At 37.7% G+C, this 22414-nt stretch carries 26 protein-coding genes; 20 read left to right on the top strand and 6 right to left on the bottom strand.

Annotated elements, in window-relative coordinates; genetic code table 11:
• The first annotated feature begins 58 nt into the window (after window positions 1-58).
• The 4 genes from MNY27_RS06055 (at window position 59) to MNY27_RS06040 (ending at window position 3705) form a co-directional block, all read left to right on the top strand.
• Window positions 59-1327: an AAA family ATPase gene (locus tag MNY27_RS06055; protein ID WP_152184219.1), complete on the top strand. Its 1269-nt coding sequence runs from the start codon at window positions 59-61 to the stop codon at window positions 1325-1327.
• Window positions 1321-2205: a DMT family transporter gene (locus MNY27_RS06050; RefSeq protein ID WP_246153837.1), complete on the top strand. Its 885-nt coding sequence runs from the start codon at window positions 1321-1323 to the stop codon at window positions 2203-2205. Before MNY27_RS06055 ends, MNY27_RS06050 begins: the two co-directional genes overlap by 7 nt.
• Before the next feature lie 65 nt (window positions 2206-2270).
• The gene (locus MNY27_RS06045) at window positions 2271-3530 is read left to right on the top strand and encodes a diguanylate cyclase (protein WP_346391995.1); all 1260 of its coding nucleotides are present in this window, start codon (window positions 2271-2273) and stop codon (window positions 3528-3530) included.
• A gap of 34 nt (window positions 3531-3564) precedes the next feature.
• Complete coding sequence (locus MNY27_RS06040; protein WP_346391994.1) at window positions 3565-3705, top strand: hypothetical protein; 141 nt, start codon at window positions 3565-3567, stop codon at window positions 3703-3705.
• Window positions 3706-3724: 19 nt separating this feature from the next.
• Here the strand turns inward: MNY27_RS06040 and MNY27_RS06035 are convergent, their stop codons facing one another.
• Window positions 3725-4321 (bottom strand): peroxiredoxin, encoded by a 597-nt coding sequence (locus MNY27_RS06035; protein ID WP_152184217.1) that lies wholly within the window; start codon window positions 4319-4321, stop codon window positions 3725-3727.
• Between the two features lie 170 nt (window positions 4322-4491).
• Here MNY27_RS06035 and metK point away from each other — a divergent pair, with 170 nt between their 5' ends.
• The 7 genes from metK (at window position 4492) to MNY27_RS06000 (ending at window position 9303) form a co-directional block, all read left to right on the top strand.
• Window positions 4492-5649 (top strand): methionine adenosyltransferase, encoded by a 1158-nt coding sequence (gene metK, locus MNY27_RS06030; RefSeq protein WP_152184216.1) that lies wholly within the window; start codon window positions 4492-4494, stop codon window positions 5647-5649.
• A gap of 115 nt (window positions 5650-5764) precedes the next feature.
• Window positions 5765-6049: a 4Fe-4S dicluster domain-containing protein gene (locus MNY27_RS06025; protein WP_152184215.1), complete on the top strand. Its 285-nt coding sequence runs from the start codon at window positions 5765-5767 to the stop codon at window positions 6047-6049.
• A 149-nt stretch (window positions 6050-6198) separates the two neighbouring features.
• The gene (gene ndk / locus MNY27_RS06020; protein ID WP_152184214.1) at window positions 6199-6612 is read left to right on the top strand and encodes a nucleoside-diphosphate kinase; all 414 of its coding nucleotides are present in this window, start codon (window positions 6199-6201) and stop codon (window positions 6610-6612) included.
• Window positions 6613-6631: 19 nt separating this feature from the next.
• On the top strand, window positions 6632-6994 hold the full coding sequence (locus MNY27_RS06015; protein WP_246153836.1) for a DUF177 domain-containing protein: 363 nt from the start codon (window positions 6632-6634) through the stop codon (window positions 6992-6994).
• A gap of 159 nt (window positions 6995-7153) precedes the next feature.
• Window positions 7154-7303 (top strand): 50S ribosomal protein L32, encoded by a 150-nt coding sequence (gene rpmF / locus MNY27_RS06010; protein WP_013326319.1) that lies wholly within the window; start codon window positions 7154-7156, stop codon window positions 7301-7303.
• A gap of 4 nt (window positions 7304-7307) precedes the next feature.
• The gene (plsX, locus tag MNY27_RS06005; protein WP_152184212.1) at window positions 7308-8303 is read left to right on the top strand and encodes a phosphate acyltransferase PlsX; all 996 of its coding nucleotides are present in this window, start codon (window positions 7308-7310) and stop codon (window positions 8301-8303) included.
• 1 nt (window position 8304) lies between these two features.
• Window positions 8305-9303: a beta-ketoacyl-ACP synthase III gene (locus tag MNY27_RS06000; RefSeq protein WP_152184211.1), complete on the top strand. Its 999-nt coding sequence runs from the start codon at window positions 8305-8307 to the stop codon at window positions 9301-9303.
• Window positions 9304-9372: 69 nt separating this feature from the next.
• Here MNY27_RS06000 and MNY27_RS05995 read toward each other — a convergent pair whose 3' ends face one another.
• Both MNY27_RS05995 and MNY27_RS05990 read right to left on the bottom strand, forming a co-directional pair.
• Complete coding sequence (locus tag MNY27_RS05995) at window positions 9373-9756, bottom strand: HIT family protein (protein ID WP_152184210.1); 384 nt, start codon at window positions 9754-9756, stop codon at window positions 9373-9375.
• A gap of 76 nt (window positions 9757-9832) precedes the next feature.
• Window positions 9833-11347 (bottom strand): DEAD/DEAH box helicase, encoded by a 1515-nt coding sequence (locus MNY27_RS05990; protein ID WP_152184209.1) that lies wholly within the window; start codon window positions 11345-11347, stop codon window positions 9833-9835.
• A 335-nt stretch (window positions 11348-11682) separates the two neighbouring features.
• Between MNY27_RS05990 and rmuC the strand changes: the two genes are divergently transcribed.
• The 3 genes from rmuC to MNY27_RS05975 are packed head-to-tail and all read left to right on the top strand — an operon-like array spanning window position 11683 to window position 13539.
• Window positions 11683-12954: a DNA recombination protein RmuC gene (rmuC, locus tag MNY27_RS05985; RefSeq protein ID WP_152184208.1), complete on the top strand. Its 1272-nt coding sequence runs from the start codon at window positions 11683-11685 to the stop codon at window positions 12952-12954.
• Window positions 12955-13149 (top strand): hypothetical protein, encoded by a 195-nt coding sequence (locus tag MNY27_RS05980; protein ID WP_152184207.1) that lies wholly within the window; start codon window positions 12955-12957, stop codon window positions 13147-13149.
• A gap of 3 nt (window positions 13150-13152) precedes the next feature.
• Window positions 13153-13539: a DoxX family protein gene (locus MNY27_RS05975; RefSeq protein WP_152184206.1), complete on the top strand. Its 387-nt coding sequence runs from the start codon at window positions 13153-13155 to the stop codon at window positions 13537-13539.
• Window positions 13540-13541: 2 nt separating this feature from the next.
• On the opposite strand, the gene MNY27_RS05970 is transcribed toward MNY27_RS05975, so the two are convergent.
• The gene (locus tag MNY27_RS05970; protein WP_152184205.1) at window positions 13542-14099 is read right to left on the bottom strand and encodes a CDP-alcohol phosphatidyltransferase family protein; all 558 of its coding nucleotides are present in this window, start codon (window positions 14097-14099) and stop codon (window positions 13542-13544) included.
• A gap of 191 nt (window positions 14100-14290) precedes the next feature.
• Here MNY27_RS05970 and MNY27_RS05965 point away from each other — a divergent pair, with 191 nt between their 5' ends.
• From MNY27_RS05965 to mltF, 5 genes are read left to right on the top strand one after another with little or no spacing between them, the layout of a single operon-like run.
• Window positions 14291-14518: a FeoA family protein gene (locus tag MNY27_RS05965; RefSeq protein WP_152184204.1), complete on the top strand. Its 228-nt coding sequence runs from the start codon at window positions 14291-14293 to the stop codon at window positions 14516-14518.
• Window positions 14515-16659 (top strand): ferrous iron transport protein B, encoded by a 2145-nt coding sequence (gene feoB / locus MNY27_RS05960; protein WP_152184203.1) that lies wholly within the window; start codon window positions 14515-14517, stop codon window positions 16657-16659. The genes MNY27_RS05965 and feoB overlap by 4 nt, the downstream gene beginning before the upstream one ends.
• 53 nt (window positions 16660-16712) lie before the next feature.
• Entirely contained in the window at window positions 16713-17375 is a 663-nt protein-coding gene (locus MNY27_RS05955) for a response regulator transcription factor (protein ID WP_152184202.1), read from the top strand.
• A complete protein-coding gene (locus MNY27_RS05950) occupies window positions 17375-18652 on the top strand; it encodes an ArsS family sensor histidine kinase (RefSeq protein ID WP_152184201.1) in 1278 nt (425 codons plus the stop codon). Before MNY27_RS05955 ends, MNY27_RS05950 begins: the two co-directional genes overlap by 1 nt.
• 35 nt (window positions 18653-18687) lie before the next feature.
• A complete protein-coding gene (gene mltF, locus MNY27_RS05945) occupies window positions 18688-20226 on the top strand; it encodes a membrane-bound lytic murein transglycosylase MltF (protein ID WP_152184200.1) in 1539 nt (512 codons plus the stop codon).
• Here the strand turns inward: mltF and rsfS are convergent.
• Together rsfS and nadD are read right to left on the bottom strand one after the other, a co-directional pair.
• A complete protein-coding gene (gene rsfS, locus MNY27_RS05940) occupies window positions 20223-20543 on the bottom strand; it encodes a ribosome silencing factor (protein ID WP_152184199.1) in 321 nt (106 codons plus the stop codon). The genes mltF and rsfS overlap by 4 nt on opposite strands.
• A complete protein-coding gene (gene nadD / locus MNY27_RS05935; RefSeq protein WP_152184198.1) occupies window positions 20527-21075 on the bottom strand; it encodes a nicotinate (nicotinamide) nucleotide adenylyltransferase in 549 nt (182 codons plus the stop codon). Before nadD ends, rsfS begins: the two co-directional genes overlap by 17 nt.
• Window positions 21076-21406: 331 nt before the next feature.
• Between nadD and gap the strand changes: the two genes are divergently transcribed.
• The gene (gene gap / locus MNY27_RS05930; protein WP_152184197.1) at window positions 21407-22408 is read left to right on the top strand and encodes a type I glyceraldehyde-3-phosphate dehydrogenase; all 1002 of its coding nucleotides are present in this window, start codon (window positions 21407-21409) and stop codon (window positions 22406-22408) included.
• The last annotated feature ends 6 nt before the right edge of the window (window positions 22409-22414 follow it).

The following is a 22414-nucleotide window of genomic DNA, read 5'->3' as shown; positions in this document are numbered from 1 at the left end:
CCAAATTATATACTTGGAGTATAGCGATATTCATCTAAAATTATAGTAATATTCGTTTATGAATTATATGTATGTTATTTTAGAAAAACTACGCAGTTGTCACAATATCTTTTTAACGGGTGGCGCAGGAGTTGGCAAAACAACTACGACCCGTGCTATTATAGAAGCTTATGAAGCAGAGGCCAAAAAAGTGGTCAAGCTTGCTTCAACCGGAATGGCAGCAACACTCATCGGCGGGCAGACACTGCACAGTTTTTTAGACTTAGGGATAGCTTCTAATATTGAAGAGTTAGAAAAAAATGGAAAGTTTGAGATAAAGAAGAAAATTAAAAAACTCATACACAGTATGGATTTGATTGTCATCGATGAGATATCTATGGTGAGTGACAAGCTCTTTGAGATGATAGAACTGCGTCTAAAACAGGGTGAGTTTCAAGGGTCACTACTGGTTGTGGGTGATTTTTTACAGTTGCCGCCCGTGGTACGTGGTTATGGTGAAGTACATTATGCCTTTGAATCGCCGTCATGGAAAAACTTTGCTTTTGAGACGATAGAACTCACACATATCTATCGTACGGATGATAAAGATTTCATAGATCTTTTGCATCATGTCCGTTTTGGTCTTATCGATGAAGCGGTGCATAATGCACTCAATGCTTTTATAAAACCTTTGCCAAATGATCTGAGTCAATTTACTTTTTTGTTTGGTAAAAATATTTCTGCTTCAGAGCATAATAAAAAGCAGCTTGAACATATTGCAGAGGAACTTTTTGTCAAAGAAGCACATATTGTCAAGCATAAAAAGAGTGTAAACGACAAAGAGATAGAACGGTTTTTGGATGATGCTAGGATTGAAAAAGCGTTAGAGCTTAAAATCGGAGCACCTGTGCTTTTTACCCGTAATGCATGGAACTATTTTAACGGAGAGCGGGGTGTAGTTATCAATGTTGATGCTTCTTATGTCTATGTACAAAAGAGTGACGGCAAAGTTGTAAAGTTAGAGGCAGTAGGACAAAGCAAAACAATGTGGACGGAAAAAATATGCAATGGAAAAAAAGAGCTACTCGAAGAAGAACTCTTTACAATCTATCAGTATCCCATAAAACTTGCCTTTGCCATCACCATTCATAAATCACAAGGAATGAGTATATCAGATTTGATAATCGATACGCGTGAAATATTTGCTCCTTCACAGTTCTATGTTGCACTCTCACGTGCATCAAATCCAAAACACTTGACACTTATTGCGCCTAGTAGACAGTGGTATGAGCTTGCCTTTGTAAACAGTTGTGCCATAGAGTTTGTACGAGGAGAGAAAGTATGCTAAAAAGAAGTGACAGTGGCATACTTTTTATGCTTGGCTCTGCTCTTATCTCTGCACTTAACGGTGCTCTTACAAAGATGCTTTCAGAAGATATTTCAGCCTTGGAGATCGTTTTTTTTCGTAATCTTATCGGTGTTTTTATTATTCTCTACGCTTTGAAACATACACCACCAAAGCTTACGGGAGGCAAGATTCATCTGCTTTTCACACGTGGTCTTTTTGGTTTTATGGCGATGATACTTTTCTTTTATACCATTACGGTCATTCCTTTGGGTGAAGCGATCACGCTGAATAAAACTTCTCCGTTTTTTGTAACGATTTTGGCTTTTTTTCTGTTGCGTGAGCATTTAAGTATAAAAACTGCCATTGCACTCTTTATCGGTTTTACAGGTGTTGTGCTGATTGCAAAACCATTTGGTATGGAATTCTCATCAGCACATATTTTGGGTGTTTTGGGTGGATTTTTTGCTGCAGCAGCTTACACAACGATAAAAAAGATCAAAGATATTTATGATTCACGTGTTATTGTTCTCTCTTTTGTCGGTGTGGGAACTTTAATGCCGGCACTGCTCTTTTTGCTTGCACCTCACATAAATACCCCAGAATTTTTAAGCTTTTTATTTCCGGAGTTTATTTTACCGATGAGTTTGAAAGTCTGGCTGCTGATTGCTTTGATGGCCCTTATCTCCACACTCTCGCAATGGCTGTTAACCAAAGCATACTCGGCAAAAAACTTGAGCGTTGTCGGTGTTATTAGTTATACAAATATTCCTTTTGCCATTGGGTTTGGATATCTGTTAGGAGATAAATTTCCAGACTCGTTGACATTTTTAGGAATAGGGCTCATTGTTGTAGGAGGCATTCTGGTCAGCCGTAAATAGTTACTTTAAGTTGAAATATAACAAATAAAAGCTATTATTTAGGAAGAATATTCCGGAGAAAATCAGTGAAAAACACCCAATCATGCTTAGAATTGGTAGAAGAGAGCGAAGAAAAGTTTCGTAAAATTGCTGAAAACTCACTTGTAGGTATGTTTATCTATACTGAATATTTTGTCTATGTCAATGAAGCATTTGCTAAAATGACTGGATATACAACCCAAGAGCTTCTAAAGATGCATCCATGGGAATTAGTGGATGAGAGTAACAAACAATCTTTTCAGACAATCGTCCAAAGACGTTTACAAGGTGAGGAATTTACCTCTGTCCATAATGAAGCACTTCTTGTCAAAAAAGATAAAACGACACTTGATGTGAAAGTTTCCGCAGAAACAATTCATTATAGAGGCAAGTATGCGGGGATCGGTATTATTATTGATATTACTGATATTGTCAAGAAAAATCAGATTATAAAAGTTTTGATACAGGCACTCTCTCAAAGTGATGATATTGTTTTCATCACAGATATCAAGGGGACCATTGAGTATGCAAACAGGGCTCTCTTAGAAATTTACGGATATACAAGAGAAGAGATCGTAGGGGATACTCCCAGAATTTTTTCATCAGGGCAACATGAGAAAAGTTTTTACAAAGAGTTGTGGGATACTGTACTACGAGAGAAAAACTACCATCAGATAATTATAAATAAAAAGAAAAATGGTAATCTGATACATGTCGATACAAAGATTACTCCGGTAAAAGATGAAAGAGGTGAAAATATCTCCTATTTTGCTGTAAGTGCAAGAGATATCACTGAAAGAATACTTAATGAACAAAAGTTCAAAAAACTTGCAACTATCGACCCGCTTACACAAATCCCCAACAGGTATCAACTCTATCAATATTTTGATGATTTTATCGCCAAAACAGAACATAGGAAAAACTTTTTTTCGATTTTACTCTTTGATATAGACCATTTTAAACAGATCAATGATAACTTTGGACATTATGTAGGGGATAATATTTTAAAAGATTTTAGCAGGTTAATTGTAGAAAATATAAGAAGTATCGATAAGTTTGGAAGATGGGGTGGTGAAGAGTTTCTACTGCTTTTGGACTCTACTGATGAGCATGATGCTATGCGTATCGCTCAAAAGTTAAATGATCTTGTTGCAGGTTCAGTTTTCGATGAACTCTATTGTATTACTGTTAGTATAGGTGTGACAGAGTATCGACAAGGTGATACAAAAGAGCAGTGTATAGAGCGAGCAGATATAGCCCTCTATGCTGCTAAAAACCTTGGAAGAAACAGAGTCGTTTTTAATTAAATAGTGTATAATTGATAAAAAATGGAGAATTAATATGAAAATATTTTTATTGTTCGTGAGTCTGTTTTTGTTTATGAGTGCTTGTAGTACAGAAAAAAATAGACTTTCAGAAAAAGAGTATCAGCGTTCAAACGCTGCAAGCCAGAAGGCTTTAAATAAGTTAGACAGAGAATAATCTCTGCCTAAAAGAGTTCTTATAACTCTGATTCGTGTTTAGCAAGGTACTCTGCAACACCTTCAGCGTCAGCTTTCATACCTTCGTCACCTTTTTGCCAACCAGCAGGACAAACTTCACCAAACTCATCAGTAAATTGTTGTGCATCGATCATTCTTAACATCTCATCAACATTACGTCCAAGTGGTAAGTCATTGATTACCGCGTGACGTACGATTCCTTTATCATCGATTAAAAATGAACCACGAAGTGCAACTGCGTCATTTAAAAGTACATCATAGTCACGAGCGATATTTTTAGTAAGGTCTGCTACGAGTGGGAAGTTGATACGTCCGATACCACCTTTTTCAACTGGAGTCTCTCTCCATGCGAAGTGTGAGAATTGGCTATCTACTGATACACCTACAACATTTACACCACGTTTTTGGAACTCTTCATATCTGTGTGAAAATGCAATAATCTCTGATGGACAAACGAATGTAAAGTCTAGTGGATAAAAGAATACAACTGTACCTTTCTCGCCATAGTTTTCGCTTAATTTGAAATCTTCTACGATTGAACCATCTGCTAAAACTGCAGTAGCTGTAAAATCCGGAGCTGGGTTTGTTACTAACATATTATATGTCCTTGTATTGTTTTTTTAATGAATAGGATTTTATCCAAAATATATTAATAAAGTTCTGAATAGATCAGAAAACTTGTTTAGCTTAAAGAAAAGTTTTATATTTTTAGATATAATTGCAGCGATTTATGAAGCTAGACTTTGTATTTCAATAAGGAAAATCGATGACGAAAGAGTATATTTTTACTTCAGAGTCTGTAACAGAGGGGCATCCTGATAAGATGGCAGATCAGATCAGTGATGCAATTCTGGATTATATTATTGAAAATGATAAAAATGCGAGAGTAGCGTGTGAAACTCTCGTGTCTAATGGTTTTTGTGTAATTGCAGGCGAACTGAAGACTACGGCGTATGCCCCGATGCAAGAGATTGCAAGACAAGTTATCCAAGAGATTGGATATACAGATGCAACATATGGTTTTGATTACCGTTCAGCTGCAGTACTTAATGGTATAGGTGAACAATCACCAGATATCAATCAAGGTGTTGATCAGGCTGGTGGACAAACAGGTGCAGGTGATCAAGGACTTATGTTTGGTTATGCATGTCGTGAGACTGATGTGTTGATGCCGCTTCCGATTCATTTGGCACATTGCCTTACACAACGTCTGGCAGAAGTGAGAAAAGATGGAACTATTCCATATCTTCGTCCAGACGGAAAAGCACAGATCAGTGTAAAGTATGTTGACGGGCAACCAGTTTCAGTGGAGACTGTTGTTATCTCAACACAGCATGCTCCGGATGTTTCTCAAGAGCAGATTCATAAAGATGTCATTGCTGAGGTAATCAACAAGGTAATTCCTGCAGATATGATGCATGAGAAAACAGTGTTTCATATCAATCCGACAGGAAAATTTGTAATCGGTGGACCGCAAGGTGATGCCGGTCTTACAGGTCGTAAGATTATTGTGGATACGTATGGTGGAAGCTGCCCACATGGTGGTGGAGCATTCTCTGGAAAAGATCCGACCAAGGTTGACCGTTCAGCTGCATATGCTGCACGTTGGGTTGCTAAGAACTTAGTAGCTGCAGGTGCATGTGACAGAGCAACAATCCAAGTAGCCTACGCTATTGGTGTTGTTCAGCCAGTGTCAATTATGGTTGATACGCATGGAACAGGCAAAGTTACTGAAGAGAAGATAGAGAGTTGTATAAAAGAGATTTTTGACCTTTCACCGGCTGGTATTATTAAGTCACTTGACCTTTTAAAACCTATCTATAGAAAAACTGCAGCATATGGTCACTTTGGTCGTACGGAAGATAGCTTTACCTGGGAAAAGACAGATAAAGCTGACGAGATAAAGGCTTATTTAGGCCTTTAAATCTAGATGGGGGAAAAGTAACAATGTGTACATTTTCTCACTTAATAGAGAATTTTTAGCTACATTTAAAATTCTTCATTGTATAGTTACTTTTAATAAAAATTAGGAGAAGATAATGGCAGTAGTTATTAATGATACATGTATTAACTGTGGCGCTTGTATTGATGAGTGTCCTGTAGAAGCAATCGTAGATGAGGATGATAATCCAACGGGTGAAGAGATCTATTATGTTTACCCTGACAAATGTGTAGAGTGTGTTGGTTATCATGATGAGCCAGCATGTGCTACAGCATGTCCAACAGAAGGTTGTATCACATGGGATGCTATTGGTGAATCTCCAGAGCATCGTGAAGACATCACTGATGAGCAACGTTCAAACCATGAGCCTGTTGTAGAATAGTCTCTATAAAGGAGTGTTTTTAGCACTCCTTTTTTCTTCAAAATTACACTTCAATTATTCAATAATCATAAAATTTTATTTTTTAAACTAAAAAAGATGTTTTTTTAGGTATAATCCCACTCTAATTTTATATTTTCAGAGGAGATTTGATGGAACGTACACTATCAATAATCAAGCCAGATGCAGTTGCAAAAGGTGTTATAGGCAAAATTTTAGATCGTTTTGAAAGCAATGGTCTTAGAATTGCGGCTACAAAAAAACTTCAACTTTCACGCGCAGATGCAGAGGCATTCTATGCAGTTCATGCAGAGCGTCCTTTTTTCAACGATCTTGTTGATTTTATGATCAGTGGTCCTGTTGTTGTTTCAGTTTTAGAAGGTGAAAATGCAATGCAAAAGAACCGTGACTTAATGGGTGCTACAAATCCAAAAGAAGCAGAAGCTGGAACTATCCGTGCAGATTTCGCTGAAAATATAGATGCAAATGCAGTTCATGGAAGTGACTCTTTAGAAAACGCTGCTGTTGAGATTGCATTCTTTTTCGCAGAGAGAGAAATCTCTTAAGTAATTACCAATGAAGGTGATGCTTAGAAAAGTAACAAAGACACCGTTAGATTTTGATTTGAAATCTGATGAAATAACTTTTAAAGGTTATTTGGAGTATCATGGTGGGAAATTGATTTTGCTCAAAGCAAAGCTGGGCGGCTCACTTGAAAAGCCTTGTGATATTTGTGCAAAAGATTTTAAATTATCGGTTGATGAAGATGTAGAGTTCTTTATCAGTGATGGTTTATTTGAAGATGACGGCAGTATCGAGCTTGATGTTGTTGAATCTTTTGACGGATTTGCAAATATTGATGAGTTATTACACTCAGAGATAGAGCTTATCCGAAGTGATTATCACCGCTGTGATAGTTGCGAAGATAAAGATGAGTTTGAATTTTAATCAAACTCATCTTTAATGAAGAAAAGCGACTAGTCGCGTGAGCCTTCCGCTGAGGAAAACCCAGCGTTAGCGTAAGTGGCGGAATTACTTCCGACACTGTTTTAAATTAAGATGAAAGGATTCCTTTCATTTTATAAAATAAAATTAAAGGAAATAGATATGGCAGTACCTAAGAGAAGAGTATCTCACTCTCGTTCAGCAAAACGTAGAACACACTACAAAATTTCTTTAGCTCGTCCGGTTAAAGATAAAGATGGAACATACAGATTACCACACCACATCAACCCAACTACTGGTGAGTATAAATAATTAAATGGTAAAAATTGCAATCGATGCAATGGGTGGGGACTTTGGTCCCGAACCAATTGTCAAGGGAACACTTCAAGCACTCAAAAAGAAAAACTTCACACCTATTTTAGTAGGAAAAGAATCAGAAATTTTACCTCTGTTACCAAAACGTTATAGAGATAAGATTTTAATCGTTGAAGCTGATGATGTTATTGCAATGAGCGATGCTGCTACGGATGCAGTAAAGCGTAAAGAGAGTACAATTTTTAAAGCAGTTGAACTTGTAAAAAACGGTGAAGCTGATGGAGTTGTGAGTGCTGGGCACAGTGGTGCGACAATGACACTTGCTACACTTCGTTTAGGACGCCTTAAAGGTGTTTCTCGTCCTGCGCTTGTAACACTTATGCCGACAAAAACAGGACGCCGTTCTGTTGTTCTTGATGTAGGTGCAAATGTCGACTCAAAACCAGAGCATTTGGCAGAATTTGCCGTTATGGGTGGCTGTTATGCTGAAGATGTTTTAGGTGTTGCAGAACCATCTATCGGTCTTTTGGCAAATGGTGAAGAGGACTCTAAAGGAAACGAGGTCACAAAAGCGGCATTTAAACTTTTACAAGGTTATCGTGGCTTTAAAGGGAATGTTGAAGGTGGAGATATCTTTAACGGAAGCTGTGATGTTATCACTTGTGACGGCTTTATCGGAAACTTGGTGCTTAAAACAAGTGAAGGTGTTGCTTCTACTATTTCAATCCTCATTAAAGACTATATCAAAAAATCACCGATTCGTATTACGGGTGCACTTTTGATGCGTAAAGTCTTCAAACTGCTCAAAAAAGAGATAGATTATGCTGAAGTAGGTGGTGCTCCACTTATCGGAATTAAAGGGTGTGCAATTGTTTCTCATGGAAAAAGTAATGCAAAAGCGATTAAAAATGCTATTTTTCAAGCAATCGCCTATGTTGATACTGGTGTAAATGAGCACATCATAAACAGATTAGCTGAGCTAAAACAAAAGGATTAGTATGCCATATGCTGCATTTCGTTCAATAGGTGCTTATGTTCCTCAAAAAATCTTAACAAATGAAGAACTTTCTGAGATGGTTGATACTTCAGATGAGTGGATTACAAAACGAACTGGTATTAAAGAGCGACACATTGCAGCTGAAGATGAATTTACATCTGATCTTGGTGTAAAAGCGGCTTCTCAAGCGATAGAGAGAAGTGGTATTGCATTAGAAGAGATTGATATGATTGTTTGCGCAACAATCTCTCCGGATTATTTTTGTATGCCATCAACGGCTACAATCATCTCTACAAAGTTAGGCATAAAGAATGCAACTGCTTTTGATATCTCTGCAGCATGTACAGGTTTTGTCTATGCACTCTCTATTGCCAAAGCGTTTGTAGAGTCTGGAATGAAGAAAAATGTTCTTATAGTAGGAGCTGAAAAACTCTCTGCTATTACGGATTACAGTGACCGTGGTACTTGTATTCTTTTTGGTGATGGTGCGGGTGCAGCGGTTATCTCTGCAACAGATAAAAAAGAAGAGGGTATCACTGATGTCCATACCAGTGCAGACGGTGAGTATGCAGACCTGCTGATGACACCAAATGGTGGAAGCGGTTCTGCTCATGATGCATTGGACAAAGAAACTGCAGGATGCTATATGCAGATGAAAGGGAATGAGACTTTTAAAGTTGCTGTACGTACTCTTACAAATGATGTCAAAGAGATTTTGGCAGAGAACAACATCAAAAGTGAAGATATCAAACACTTCATTCCGCATCAGGCAAACTACCGTATTATTAAAGCTGTTGGTGATGCACTGAAAATGAGAGAAGAGCAGGTTGTACTTACTGTTGCAAAATATGGAAATACATCAGGTGCTTCGATTCCTATGGCCATTAATGATTTGTATGAAGCAGGTGAACTTAAAGCAGGTGAGATGATGCTTCTTGATGCTTTTGGTGGTGGTTTAACGTGGGGTTCAGCTCTCGTCCCATTTTCACCACTGAAGTAACATTTTTATCCAATTTCTGCGTTGGATAAAAGCTAAGAAGTATTTTTGTTCTGATTGAGCATTGTAAGTTTAGTTTCTAAACTCTCTGTTGAGTGCTTCAAACACTTTTTTATGAAACGCTTCTTCATTTGGAAGATCCAAACTGCTTTTACGTAACTTCTCTCCCCACATAGGGTTTGGAAAGTAGCTGTCTTCTTTGAAACGTGCCATGACATGAATATGCACACGGGGAAGCATATTCGCAAAAGATGCCATATTGATTTTTGTAGGTTTGTAGTATGAAAGCATTTCTTTTTCGATGATTTCATAAACTCTCCAGAGTTTTTTTCGCAATGCTTCAGGTAGTTCTGTGAGCTCTTTATAGGGCTCTTTGGTAAAGATTTTTAACCAAGGAACCTCCGCATCTTCTTTCTCTACATATAACTCTCTGTTTTCATATATAAGATATTGCATAAGAGTTTACCTTATTATTTTTTGTGTTATCTCAATTATAGCAAAATTTTAAAAGGTATGAGAGTTTTTACTTTTTTTAGTCTCTATGTCTGTTTCTGTTACCGCGATATCCACCGCCACTGCGATTTCTGTCGCGATTTCCACTTGAACGGTTTCTACTTCCACGGTATCCGCCACGGCTTCTTCCGCCACGGCCGCGTGAGTCATTACGTTTTGCGGCTCTCTCTAGAATAGCTTTGAGTTTATCAGCAGGAATACCGATGTTACTTGGTCCTTTGATATCTTGCTTGTCTAAGATCATAGAGATGAGTTTGAACATAATTGTCTCTTCATCGATATCTTCTTTTAAACGGTCAAGAACTTTATGCGCTTCATCATAAATCTTTTGATTTTCAATGTTATTGACGATATTTTCAACTGTGCTCTCACGCAGGTCATTTTTACTTGGAACAAAAGCGTGTTCCATTGAAGTACCAACTTTTTGTTTGATACGTTGCAGCTCTTTAAACTCTAAAGGAGTAAGCAGTGTGATAGCTTTTCCTTTTGTACCAGCACGTCCGGTTCTACCAATACGGTGAACATATGACTCAGGATCAAACGGAATATGGTAGTTAAATACGTGAGAGATATTGTTCACATGGATACCACGTGCCGCAACATCAGTAGCAACAAGTACTTTTACTGAGTTGTTTTTAAAACCTTTGATAACTGTCTCACGCTGACGCTGTTCCATATCTCCATGAAGGCCGTTTGCCAAGTAACCTGCATTACTCAGTACGTTTGAAAGTCTATCAACTTCAGATTTTGTTCTACAAAAAACTACCGATTTTTGTGTCTCTTCAGAGTCCATAAGACGAATGATAGCATCATCACGTTCATGTTCATCAATTACATAATATAACTGTTCAATATCAGAGTTTGTCGTTTCACCTTTTGTAATAGAGATAAACTCAGGGTCTTGAAGAATTCTGCTTGCAAGTGTTTTGATAGGTTGTGGCATAGTAGCTGAGAAAAGTAGCGTTTGGCGGTCTGTTGGAAGATAAGAGAAAATCTCATTGATATCATCCAAAAATCCCATGTCAAGCATCTCATCAGCTTCATCTAAAACAACCATACTTGGTTTGAAGTCGTTCAGCATACCTTTTTTAAGGATGTCTAACATACGACCTGGTGTCGCAACAACTACAGAAGCACCACGACCGATAAGATCAAGTTGACGTTTATATGAGCTGCCACCATACACAGTAACCGTTTTTACACCTAAGTTACGTCCGTATTTGAAAATCTCGTCACTTACTTGTGTTGCAAGCTCACGTGTTGGAGTGATCACTAAAAGCTCAACGGAACCGTCAAGTTTCATGTTGTTAAGGGCTGGGAGTGAAAAAGCAGCAGTTTTACCTGTACCAGTGTGTGCTTGGCCAACCATGTCTTTGCCAGCAAGTATTACAGGAATAGCCTGTGCCTGAATCGGTGAAGGAGCAGTAAATCCTGCGAATTTTATACTTTTGAGTATCTCTGGTTTGAGTCCTAAGCTATCAAAAGTGATAACTTCTTCATTTGTGTTTTCGTTTGTTTGTGCATTCTCTTGCATCAATATCCTTTAATAAGAGCCTTATGCTCTGTTATATATAAGGAGATGACGCTTGCATTAACTTTTGAAAATCTATCGAGGTCTATCAGGGCATCTTCCCCTTAAAATATTGGCGAAATTATAGCGAAATTATTCTAAGTTTTTATTAAAGTTATAAATATTTTAAATGGGTTAAGTTTAGATTGCTACAAAACGGCTATGATATTTTGCATATTGTCATATTTTATTCAGGAAAGAGCTTTTCTGTGTATAATTAGACTTCTTGTAAAACTCCTATACGACATATAGGATATAGGAGTTTTACAAGAAGTCTATAAAAAAAACTGGATGTATCTATGCAAGAACTCAATATCTATCTTATATCTACTGCTCTTTTAGGACTGTTTTTTATTATTAGTCTTTTTTTGTATCTCAAAGAAAAAGGTGAAAAAGAGAGATATAAAGGAGAAAGTAAGCAGTTGCTTGAAGCAATGGAGCTAGAATATGCAGAACTGCAAGAGCAAAACCAGACACTCCAGCTGCAAAATGCAGTACTGCAGAGTAAATATGAGAGCCAGATGCAATCAGCAGAGGAGAAGATAAAACTCTTACAAAATGCAAAAGATGAGCTCTCACGTGAATTTAAGAACCTCTCAAACAAAATTTTTGAAGATAAGTCAAAACAGTTTTCATCTCTTAATAAAGAACAGTTAGAGCTTCTTTTAAAACCTTTCCGTGAACAGATAGCAAATTTTTCCAAAGAAGCACGTGCGCAGTTTGAGGTGGAGCTAAAAGAGAGACACCTGCTTAAAGATGAGCTCAAACATTTAAAAGAGATGAACGCACAGCTTGCAGAGGAAGCCCTCAATCTCACGCGGGCACTCAAAGGAGAAAATAAAACCCAAGGAAACTGGGGTGAACTTGTTTTAGAAAATATTTTAGAACAATCCGGTCTGCGTGAGGGTGTTGAGTATGAACTCCAAGCCTCACGCAAATCAGAGGAGGGCAAAAGCTATCGTCCTGATGTTATCATCCATATGCCGCAAGAGCGTGATATTGTCATTGACTCTAAAGTATCACTTGCTGCATATGAGCGTTTTGTCAATGAAGAGAATCCGGAACTAAAACCAAAGTATTTAAAAGAGCATTTGACAAGTATTGCTTCACACATCAAAGAGCTGAGTGAGAAGAAGTATGAGCGGCTTGAAGGTATCAATACTCTTGACTTTGTTTTGATGTTTATGCCGATAGAGGGAGCTTTTTTACTTGCACTTGAACAAGACGGTGAGTTTTTTAAACGTGCCTATGAGAACAATATCTTGGTAGTTTCACCTTCTACACTTTTAGTGACTCTGCGTACAATTGAGCATATTTGGCGAACACAACGCCAAGAAGAACATGCAAAGCAGATAGCAAAAGAAGCAGAGGCTATGGTTGAAAAACTTGTCGGTTTTGTTGAAGAACTGCAAAAGGTGGGCACACATCTTGGTCGTGCTCAAGAGTCTTACGATACAGCAGTAGCAAGACTCCACACCGGTCGAGGCAATGTGATTCGAAGAGCACAAAACATTGTAAAGTTGGGACTGAAACCTAAAAAAGAGCTACCATTAAAAAGTGAGGAAGAGTAGATGCAGATAGAAACACGTTACAATTATGAAAAAATCTGGACGCTCACGCAGGAGCAGGATCTGCTAAAAATCATTGAAGAAGAGATCGGTGATGCTGAGAGTAGAGGTACACTCTCATATATCAAAGAGGCCATCAAAAATGGTAAAGAGATAACAGTGGGAAGCTGTAAGTTCCGAATGAAAAGAGAAGGATAAAAGATGTTGTATCAGCCAGATATTGCAAAACTGATTTTGAGAATTTCACTGGGAGTTTTAATACTGTTTCACGGCATTCATAAACTTATACACGGAATTGATGGGGTAAAAGCACTGCTTCTTTCAAGTGGGTTGCCACCTTTTCTTGTTTATGGAGTCTATGTCGGAGAGCTAATAGCACCGATATTTATCATACTAGGGCTCTATGCCCGAGTAGCTTCCGGTATTTTGGCCTTTAATATGTTTGTAGCGATCTATCTGGCATATGGATTTTCACTCAGTACCTCTAAGTTTGGCGGACTCTCCTGGGAGACGCCACTGCTCTTTTTTATCATGAGTATCTTAGTGATTTTACTTGGAAGCGGAAAGTACGCAGTCAATTCAAAGTAAGACTAGGGATGTCTTACTTTAATGGTTGAGTTTAAACTCCAACCAATAGCCAACATAAAGAGAATAACACCAAGGGAGGGTAAAATTTCATAGGCATTTAAAAGGTATACTAGCCACAACAGGATTGCTCCAAGTGGTGTTGGTACTCCTGTGAAATATTTTTCTACCTCTCCGGCATCTGCATTGAGATTAAAGTGAATCAGACGGCGAAGACCGGAAATCACATAGTATATGCTTACAACTGCTGCAATGATAAGCCAAAAACCATTTAGATTTGGTGCATACGAGGCTTGAAAAATCAGAAATACAGGAACAAGAACAAAACTTAAAAAGTCTGCAAAACTGTCAAGTTGCACTCCAAATTCATTCGAGAGTTTGTACTTTCTTGCGATTTTTCCATCAAAGATATCAAATGCACCCCCAATCCAGGCAAGAACGATGGCTACAGTAAAATTGTTTTGCGTGATGAAGTAGGTTGCCATAAGTCCCGCGGTAATATTTACAAAAGTAAAGAGGTTTGCCAGATTGAAATGAGAAGAGGGTTTCCATAAAAATTTCATAAAGTATTGTCCTTAAAAATATGTAAGAAGTCTATTAATGTCGAATTATAGCAAAATCAGATAAAATAGTTCAAAATAAAAAAGTCCAAATATTAGATAATGATAATATTTATCATTATTAAGAGAATTGTAAGTAAGATTCTATTATCATTAAAGAGTAGAAATATACAATTAAGAGTATAAGAGTAAAAATGAATAATTTATTGAATTGCCATAAGGGCTGTCAAGTAAAAGTAAAAAAAATAAATGCAGAATATAATTTAAAACAGCGTCTTATCTCTTTTGGTGTCATGAAAGGAGCTGAGCTTGAAGTTTTAGAGCATGCTCCAGGAAAGAAAACAATTGAGATTAAGATAGGGAAGATGCGTATTGCACTTAGAGCGCAAGAAGCGGAACTTATAGAGGTGGAGGAAGTATGAAAGAACATATTGATCCAAAAGCCTGTCCTATTATCGCAAATCATATCAAGGTTGCACTTGTAGGTCAGCCTAATGTCGGTAAAAGTATGCTTATCAATTCAGTGAGTAACGCACACCTGCATGTAGGAAATTTTTCCGGTGTAACGGTGGATAAGACAGAGGTACTGTTTGATTATAAAGATTACCATTTTACGGTTGTTGATCTGCCGGGGACCTATGCATTTACAGATTACACGATAGAAGAGCGGGTCACGCATGATTATCTCTGTGCGGAAGATTATGACATTATCATCAATGTCGTAGACTCAACAAATCTTGAAAAAAATCTCCAACTCACCTCTGAGCTTTTGACAATGAGCAAAAAGATGGTTATCGCACTCAATATGAGTGATGAGGCCGAGAAAGAAGGCATAGAAATTGATGCCACTTATATGTCTGAACTTTTGGGTATCTCTTGCGTGAAGGTCTCAGCCGCAGCAAAAACAGGCATTGAGGAGTTGATTGATACTGTAGTAGAGACATACACAGCACCAAAGAAAGAGCCAAAACTCATCTTTAGTGAGGCGGTGGAAGAGGAGATAGAGATTATCGTCTCCTATCTCAAAAAGCACAAATACAAAGCGGTAAATTCTTATAGAAACATTGCCATCAATCTTCTAAAAAACAACAAAAAAACTTATGAAAAACTCCATGGTGATCCGATCTGGACAGAGTTGCAGCCTATCTTAATTGAGGCATCCAAACATATTGAACTGCACCATGACACGGATGATATCAAAGAGGCGTTTGCCGAGGAGTATGCAGCATTTAACCGTGGGATTGTGACAGAAGTTGTCCGCCACAGTAATGATAAAAAAGAGGAGAAAACACTCACGGAGAAGATTGACAACATCTTAATCCATCCGCTCTTTGGCATCCCTATTTTTCTCTTTTTTATGTGGAGTCTTTTTCAGCTTACCTTTACAATAGGTAACATCCCGATGGAGTGGATAGATGGATTTTTCACATGGCTTGGGGATGTTATAGCTCCAACAATCAGCAATGATGATGTCCGCTCACTTGTGGTGGATGGCATCATCGGCGGTGTGGGTGCAGTTGTGCTCTTTACGCCAAATATTATTATTCTTTTTATCGGAATTGCACTGCTTGAGACGACAGGATATATGAGCCGTGTGGCATTTTTGCTCGATGGATTTTTTCATAAATTTGGTCTGCATGGACAGAGTTTTATCCCGCTGGTTACCGGTTTTGGCTGTTCAATTCCGGCATATATGTCGGCTAGAATTTTAAAAAATGACCGAGACAGACTGCTCACGCTCTTTATCATCGGTTTTATGTCCTGTGGTGCGCGTTTGCCTGTCTATGTTCTTTTTGCCGGAGCCTTCTTTGGTGAAGCAATGGCTGGAAATGTTCTTTTTACTATCTATATATCTGGGGCAATTTTGGGACTCATACTTGCAAAAGTGCTCAAGATGACAGCCTTTAAAGGTGTCGATGAGCCTTTTGTTATGGAGATGCCAAAGTATCGCCTGCCGGCACTCAAACTTATCTGGCACACAGTGCTTACGCAGACAATCATGTATCTCAAAAAGGCGGGGACTTTCATCGCCGGTGCTGCCATGCTGGTTTGGTTTTTGAGTAATTATCCGCACAATGAGACACTTGAGAGACTCTATGCCACCAAGATTGAAAAAGCAGTAGATGCAAAAGAGAAGCTTCATTTTGAAAATGAGCTTGCACAAAAAGAGCTTGAGTCAAGCTATTTGGGAAGAATAGGAAAACTTACAGAGCCGATTTTTGCTCCGCTTGGATTTGACTGGAAGATGAATGTTGCCCTGCAAACCGGACTTGCGGCAAAAGAGGTTGTGGTTTCAACACTTGGAGTGCTCTATTCAATCGGAGGTGATGTGGATGAGACATCCAAATCACTAGCGGATAATATCCGCCAAAATATTCCCTTTGCTTCGGCAGTTGCCTTTATCGTCGTTGTGATGACCTATCTGCCGTGTCTGGCAGCAACAACAGTCTTTGCCAAAGAGGCAGGTAGTTGGAGGTATGCAGTCTATCTCTTTATCTTTACATCAATTGTTGCTTATGTGCTGGCTTTTTTTGCTTATAGAATCGCACTCGTATTTAGCTAAATTAACTTATTATTAGTTCATACTTGTTAGAATAAACCAGAAGGAAAAGAAAAATGCAAAAAATATTGATGATTGAAGATGATTTAGAACTTGCAGAGATACTTACGGAGTATCTTGAACAGTTTGACTTTAAAGTAATAACAGAAGATGACCCGTTTAAAGCAGTGAGCATTTTAAAACTGGAGCCTTTTGATCTGGTAATACTTGACTTGACACTGCCTGGAATGGATGGGCTTGAAGTATGTGAAGCGATACGTGAGCGTCAAGATATTCCTATTATTATCTCGAGTGCAAGAAGTGATGTGACAGATAAGATAAAAGCGCTTGAACTGGGTGCTGATGATTATCTACCAAAACCTTACGATCCACGTGAGCTTGAAGCACGTATTCATTCAGTATTGCGTCGTTATGAAGCAAAAACCTCTGCAAAAGAGGAAAATAAAAGTGATTTTAAATGCGATAAATCAACAATGACGATTACATACAAAGGGCGTAATATTGACCTGACAAATGCAGAGTTTGGAATACTCTCTTATATGATAAGCAAGCAGGGACTTGTTGTCTCACGTGAGGACCTCATTCACAATGTAAACGCGATAAATGAAGACTCTTCAAACAAAAGTATCGATGTAATGGTAGGGCGTATTCGAAACAAACTAGGTGACAAATCACTCATAGAATCTGTACGTGGTGTAGGATACAAACTTCTTAAATAATGAAAAAACATGCTGTTTTAATTACTGTACTCTTTGCACTGACAGTCTCTTTGGTAAGTGTCAGTGCGATCTTTTGGGAATTCTATAAACTTAATTATCAACAGTATATCAATCACATTTTTACAAAATATACAGTAATTACACAGATATACAGAGAGCATCAGCAACGCCAAAGCTCCGAGATCATGCTTGAAGCCAATCTGGCCGTTTATGATCTTGAAGTCATTAAAGCAAAAACGCAGAAAAATAAAATCCTCTCGAAAAGTAAAATCTTAAAACGTGAAGGTTTTAAAAGTTTTAACACCTCTTTGATGATTAGTGAAAAAGGGATGTATACGAAAAATACGGTTACAAACCTTCGCGCTACGATGTTACAGTATAAGCGAAAAATCTACTTCTACATTGAAACACCAAATGGAGATATTCTCATTAAAGACAATGACCTCAAACCATACAGTTATATCAATATTCTTTACACCTATACAACTATTTTTCTTATTATCAGTCTCTCTTTTGTGCTGGTTTTACAAAAACTACGCCCACTGATCCGATTGCGAAAAAAGATAGCCCTCTATGGAGAGGGAAATATGAATGTCTCCTTTAAAACAAGAAGTGAAGATGAGATCGGCTCTGTTGCCAATGAACTTGAGTATGCGCGACGAAAAATCAACAATATCCTAGAGTCCCGCACACTCTTCTTGCGTAACTTGATGCATGAGTTAAAGACGCCTATCGCCAAAGGTACGATTGCTACACAGATGTTAGATTCTGAGAAACAAAAAGAGCGTTTTAGCTCTATATTCAAACGCTTGGAAACTCTTGTAAATGAGTTTGCAATGATTGAAGAAGTGACAAGTCTTGATGATAAAAAAGATTTTTCAGAGTACCGTCTAGTAGATATTATTGATGGTGCTATTGATATGGCAATGGTGGAGAGAGAGCGAGTGAGCGTTGAGGTACCGACTGATTTTAAACTACAGGCAAACTATAGGCTCTATACAACTGCTATTAAAAATATGATTGACAATGCTATGAAATACTCGACAGATTCCCATATAAAAATTCTTATCAATGAAAAGGGTGAACTCTGTTTTGAGAGTAAAGGGGAGTGTCTGCAGCACCCACTGCAGTACTATATTGAACCTTTTACAAAAGAAAATCCTTCCAAGAACAGCTTTGGATTGGGTCTTTATCTAGTTGACTCAATCTTAAAAGCGCATGGACAGGTTCTTGCCCATGAATATGAGAATGGGGTTAATCGCTTTATCTTCGTATAAGGAATTTTAAAAGAACTCTAGTGTAAACTAGTATAATGAATAAGCTCCTCTATACTGGTATAGCAATCTTTTTTGCTTTCTCTTTTTTTGTTTTTGGTTGGTTAAGCCATAGTGCATATATGCCGGGTAAACGAATTGAAACATCATCATTGCTTGATAAAATTAAACAAGAAAAGAGATTAAATGTTGTTTTGCTTAATGCCCCTTCTACGTACTATATTGGAAATGAAGGACCACAGGGGTTTGAATATGATCTCTTAAAAGCATATGCGGATCATTTGGGTGTAAAGCTCAACATTATCCCCGCACATACGGTCAAAGAGGCACTACGTTTAAGTAGTAATCCAAATGTTCATATCACATCCGCTTCGTTGGCAAAAACACCAAGCAGAGAAAAACTTTATCACTTTGGACCATCCTATTTTGAAGTGCAAGAACAGGTCATCTGTAATCGTGGCATGCTTGGCAGTTCAAAATTTCCAAGAGATGTGGAGGACTTAGAGGGTCTTACAATTATGGTAGGAGATGATACCAGCTACAGTGAAACACTCAAAAAACTCAAAGAAGACGGTTTTGATATCAACTTTACAACAAGTTCAGAGTATTCAACGGAAGAACTTTTGGAGATGGTTGCAAAACATGAGATAGACTGTACTGTAGCAGATTCAAATATCTATGCACTCAATTTGAAGTTTTTTCCGGAAATTGCCCTTGCTTTTTCTATCAGTGGACGGGAACAACTTGCATGGCTGTTGCCAAAAGATGCAAAAAAACTCGAAGCAGATATGTATGCATGGCTCAATGATTTTAATCAGCGAGGCAAAATTACAGAGCTCAAAGATCACTACTACTCCTATGTCCTCTTTTTTGATTATTACAATACAAAGATGTTCTATAAACGGTTAAAATCGAGACTGCCAAAATATAAAAAGTATTTCAAAGAAGCAGGTACACGTTTTGGAATTCCATGGACGCTTCTGGCATCCGTCTCTTATCAAGAGTCACACTGGAACCCACGGGCAAAAAGTTTCACAGGTGTACGTGGACTGATGATGCTTACACGTACAACAGCAAAAATCTTAGGCGTGAAAAACAGACTTGATCCAAAACAGAGTATTGTAGGTGGAACAAGACATCTCAATCAGATGATAAAACTGGTACCAAAATCTGTTGAGGGTGAAAATAGACTTAAATTTGCACTGGCTGCGTATAACATAGGAATGGGGCATATCAAAGATGCTCGTGAGCTTGCTAAAAAACTGGGGCTCAATCATAATATCTGGAGTGATCTGAAAATCGTTCTGCCACTGCTTTCTCAAAAAAGATACTACAGAAATTTGAAGTATGGATATGCCCGTGGTGCAGAACCTGTGAAGTATGTAGAAGCGATTTACAACTATAAAGATATTTTAGAGAAGTATGAAAAAGAGAAAGCTTTAGAGAAAGAGAATCCTTCGCCAGCGAAAAAAGTGCTTACTAAGAAGAAAAAAAGTGTGAAAAAGAGCGTTTCAAAGAAGAAATCTACAAAGAAAAAAAGTAAGAAAAAGACTACAACAACAAAGAAAAAATCTTAGTTGTTGTTTCCAAGTTCACTTAAAAATGTTTCCATATCATATTTGACTCTATACTCTGGCGTCATGATATGGATGAGGATATCACCTAAATCAACAACAATCCAATCTCCACTCTCATCAACATTATTGAAATTCTCAGCAGGCTTGAGAGCTTTTTTGAGATGGTCAAGCAGTGCTATCGTATGTTTTTGTCCAAGTGATGATGCAATGATCGCATAATCAACAAAATAGTTTTTATCACGCAGATCAAATACCTCTATCGCTTCTGCTTTGTTCTTATCTAAAGTCTCTGTAATCTTTTCAATTCTTGTTTGCATTGTGTTCCTTATAATATTGTGCAATCTCATGTGCACATTTTTTTGGTAATTTTGAAATATCTAAATTCTTTCTCAATTCTGAAGAAGATATATCCTCATCAATTTTGAGTTGTATGAAATCTTTTGGTATCTTTATATCATCACGAGTTGCGACAATAAAAGTGACTTTGGCTTTAAGCTCATCATATTTATGCCATTTATGAAGTGAGGACAAGTTGTCCGCACCAATTACTACATAGATCTTGTCATACTCTTTAAGCAGGTGATTGACACTCTCAATAGTAGGAACTTTTTTCTTTTTATCTACTTCGTATGAATCTATCTCAACATTTTCATACTCTGAAAATATTTTTTTAAGCCACTCTAGACGTAACTCTGCCGGAGTTGTAAAACTATCTTTAAATGGATTGAGATATGTTGGCATTACAATGATTTTATCTAAAAAATCTAGATTGCTTAAAGCTGTTACAATCGCTTCGTGAGCGATATGTGGAGGGTCAAATGAACCTCCATAAAGTGCTATTGTTTTCATAAGTACCTATCCAAAAATAAAACCAAATAACAGAGGCTTAAAATGATGCTTAGTACAAGGTGAAACTACGCAGGAGCTACTAGTAGCTTCAAGTGGTTTTAACGCAGTAATAGGTATCATTTTAAACCTCCCTACGGGCGATAAGAAAAAGGTACATCTGACTTCGTTAGATTTTTTTGCATTAGACTAGCTAGTGCTGCAAAAAATCTGCCTTGCATCTATACCTTTTTCTTATCGCTGTTAATTGATTTTATTTTTGGATAGGTACTTTAATACGAATTATAACTAATTTTGGATAAAATTACTGAATTTTTTACTATTAGGATATAGAATGGCACTCAAAATTGCAATAAACGGATTTGGTAGAATAGGTCGTTGTGTTGCTCGTATTGCAGCAAAGCGAGATGATGTTGAGATTGTAGCTATCAATGATATGGCTAGCATGGATATGATGCTTTATCTACTTAAAAATGATTCAGTTCACGGAACATTTGATAGTGAAGTAGAGCAGGTAGATGAAAACTACATCAGCATAGATGGAGAGAAAATTAGAGTATTTTCTGATAGAGACCCGAAAAATCTCGGCTTTGCTGATTGTGGTGCAGATATGGTTTTAGAGTGTACGGGTGTATTTCTTACACAAGAGTCCGCTCAGGTTCATATTGACAATGGTGTCCAAAAAGTTCTTTTTTCTGCTCCTGCAAAAGACAAAATCACACCAACATTTGTTATGGGTGTAAATGAAGAGAAGTATGACGGACAAAAAATTGTATCAAATGCTTCATGTACTACAAATTGTCTTGGTCCTGTTGCACGTGTTCTTGATGATGCGTTCGGAATTGAAAAAGGTTTGATGACTACAATCCACTCGTATACAAATGATCAAAACATCCTTGATGTAAAACACAGCAAAGATAAGCGCCGTGCCCGTGCAGGTGCTATCAATATGATCCCAACTACTACAGGTGCTGCAAAGGCTATCAGTCTTGTACTTCCTCAGCTTGAAGGAAAACTTCATGGTCAGTCAGTTCGTGTACCGACTCCGGATGTTTCTATGGTTGATTTAAATGTCGTTGTAAGAAAAGGGACTACAAAAGAAGAAGTAAATGCAGCATTCAATGAAGCAGCAGCAGGTCGCCTTAAAAATCTTCTGCTTGTAGATAAAGATATGAGAGTATCACAGGACTTCGTTGGTTGTGAGTACAGCTCAGTCGTTGCAGAGGACCTCACGCAGGTAATCGGTGGTGATATGGTAAAAGTGATGGCATGGTATGACAATGAGTGGGGTTACTCTATGCGTCTTTTAGACATGGCTCTACACATCTCAAAATAGGAAAGC

This window comes from Sulfurimonas sp. NWX79, assembly GCF_039667035.1.
In the GTDB taxonomy this organism is placed as follows: Bacteria; Campylobacterota; Campylobacteria; order Campylobacterales; family Sulfurimonadaceae; genus Sulfurimonas; species Sulfurimonas indica.
This window is presented reverse-complemented; position numbering and strand designations above follow the sequence as displayed.

Coding starts and splice junctions, on each gene's coding strand:
- rmuC (WP_152184208.1), top strand. CDS start 11,683: ATGCAAGAACTCAATATCTATCTTATATCTACTGCTCTTTTAGGACTG.
- nadD (WP_152184198.1), bottom strand. CDS start 21,075: ATGAAAACAATAGCACTTTATGGAGGTTCATTTGACCCTCCACATATC.
- ndk (WP_152184214.1), top strand. CDS start 6,199: ATGGAACGTACACTATCAATAATCAAGCCAGATGCAGTTGCAAAAGGT.
- MNY27_RS05965 (WP_152184204.1), top strand. CDS start 14,291: ATGAATAATTTATTGAATTGCCATAAGGGCTGTCAAGTAAAAGTAAAA.
- MNY27_RS06055 (WP_152184219.1), top strand. CDS start 59: ATGAATTATATGTATGTTATTTTAGAAAAACTACGCAGTTGTCACAAT.
- metK (WP_152184216.1), top strand. CDS start 4,492: ATGACGAAAGAGTATATTTTTACTTCAGAGTCTGTAACAGAGGGGCAT.
- MNY27_RS05975 (WP_152184206.1), top strand. CDS start 13,153: ATGTTGTATCAGCCAGATATTGCAAAACTGATTTTGAGAATTTCACTG.
- MNY27_RS05955 (WP_152184202.1), top strand. CDS start 16,713: ATGCAAAAAATATTGATGATTGAAGATGATTTAGAACTTGCAGAGATA.
- MNY27_RS06040 (WP_346391994.1), top strand. CDS start 3,565: ATGAAAATATTTTTATTGTTCGTGAGTCTGTTTTTGTTTATGAGTGCT.
- MNY27_RS05995 (WP_152184210.1), bottom strand. CDS start 9,756: ATGCAATATCTTATATATGAAAACAGAGAGTTATATGTAGAGAAAGAA.
- feoB (WP_152184203.1), top strand. CDS start 14,515: ATGAAAGAACATATTGATCCAAAAGCCTGTCCTATTATCGCAAATCAT.
- plsX (WP_152184212.1), top strand. CDS start 7,308: ATGGTAAAAATTGCAATCGATGCAATGGGTGGGGACTTTGGTCCCGAA.
- rpmF (WP_013326319.1), top strand. CDS start 7,154: ATGGCAGTACCTAAGAGAAGAGTATCTCACTCTCGTTCAGCAAAACGT.
- mltF (WP_152184200.1), top strand. CDS start 18,688: ATGAATAAGCTCCTCTATACTGGTATAGCAATCTTTTTTGCTTTCTCT.
- MNY27_RS05980 (WP_152184207.1), top strand. CDS start 12,955: ATGCAGATAGAAACACGTTACAATTATGAAAAAATCTGGACGCTCACG.
- MNY27_RS05970 (WP_152184205.1), bottom strand. CDS start 14,099: ATGAAATTTTTATGGAAACCCTCTTCTCATTTCAATCTGGCAAACCTC.
- MNY27_RS05950 (WP_152184201.1), top strand. CDS start 17,375: ATGAAAAAACATGCTGTTTTAATTACTGTACTCTTTGCACTGACAGTC.
- MNY27_RS05990 (WP_152184209.1), bottom strand. CDS start 11,347: ATGCAAGAGAATGCACAAACAAACGAAAACACAAATGAAGAAGTTATC.
- rsfS (WP_152184199.1), bottom strand. CDS start 20,543: ATGCAAACAAGAATTGAAAAGATTACAGAGACTTTAGATAAGAACAAA.
- MNY27_RS06000 (WP_152184211.1), top strand. CDS start 8,305: ATGCCATATGCTGCATTTCGTTCAATAGGTGCTTATGTTCCTCAAAAA.
- MNY27_RS06050 (WP_246153837.1), top strand. CDS start 1,321: ATGCTAAAAAGAAGTGACAGTGGCATACTTTTTATGCTTGGCTCTGCT.
- MNY27_RS06015 (WP_246153836.1), top strand. CDS start 6,632: ATGCTTAGAAAAGTAACAAAGACACCGTTAGATTTTGATTTGAAATCT.
- MNY27_RS06035 (WP_152184217.1), bottom strand. CDS start 4,321: ATGTTAGTAACAAACCCAGCTCCGGATTTTACAGCTACTGCAGTTTTA.
- gap (WP_152184197.1), top strand. CDS start 21,407: ATGGCACTCAAAATTGCAATAAACGGATTTGGTAGAATAGGTCGTTGT.
- MNY27_RS06025 (WP_152184215.1), top strand. CDS start 5,765: ATGGCAGTAGTTATTAATGATACATGTATTAACTGTGGCGCTTGTATT.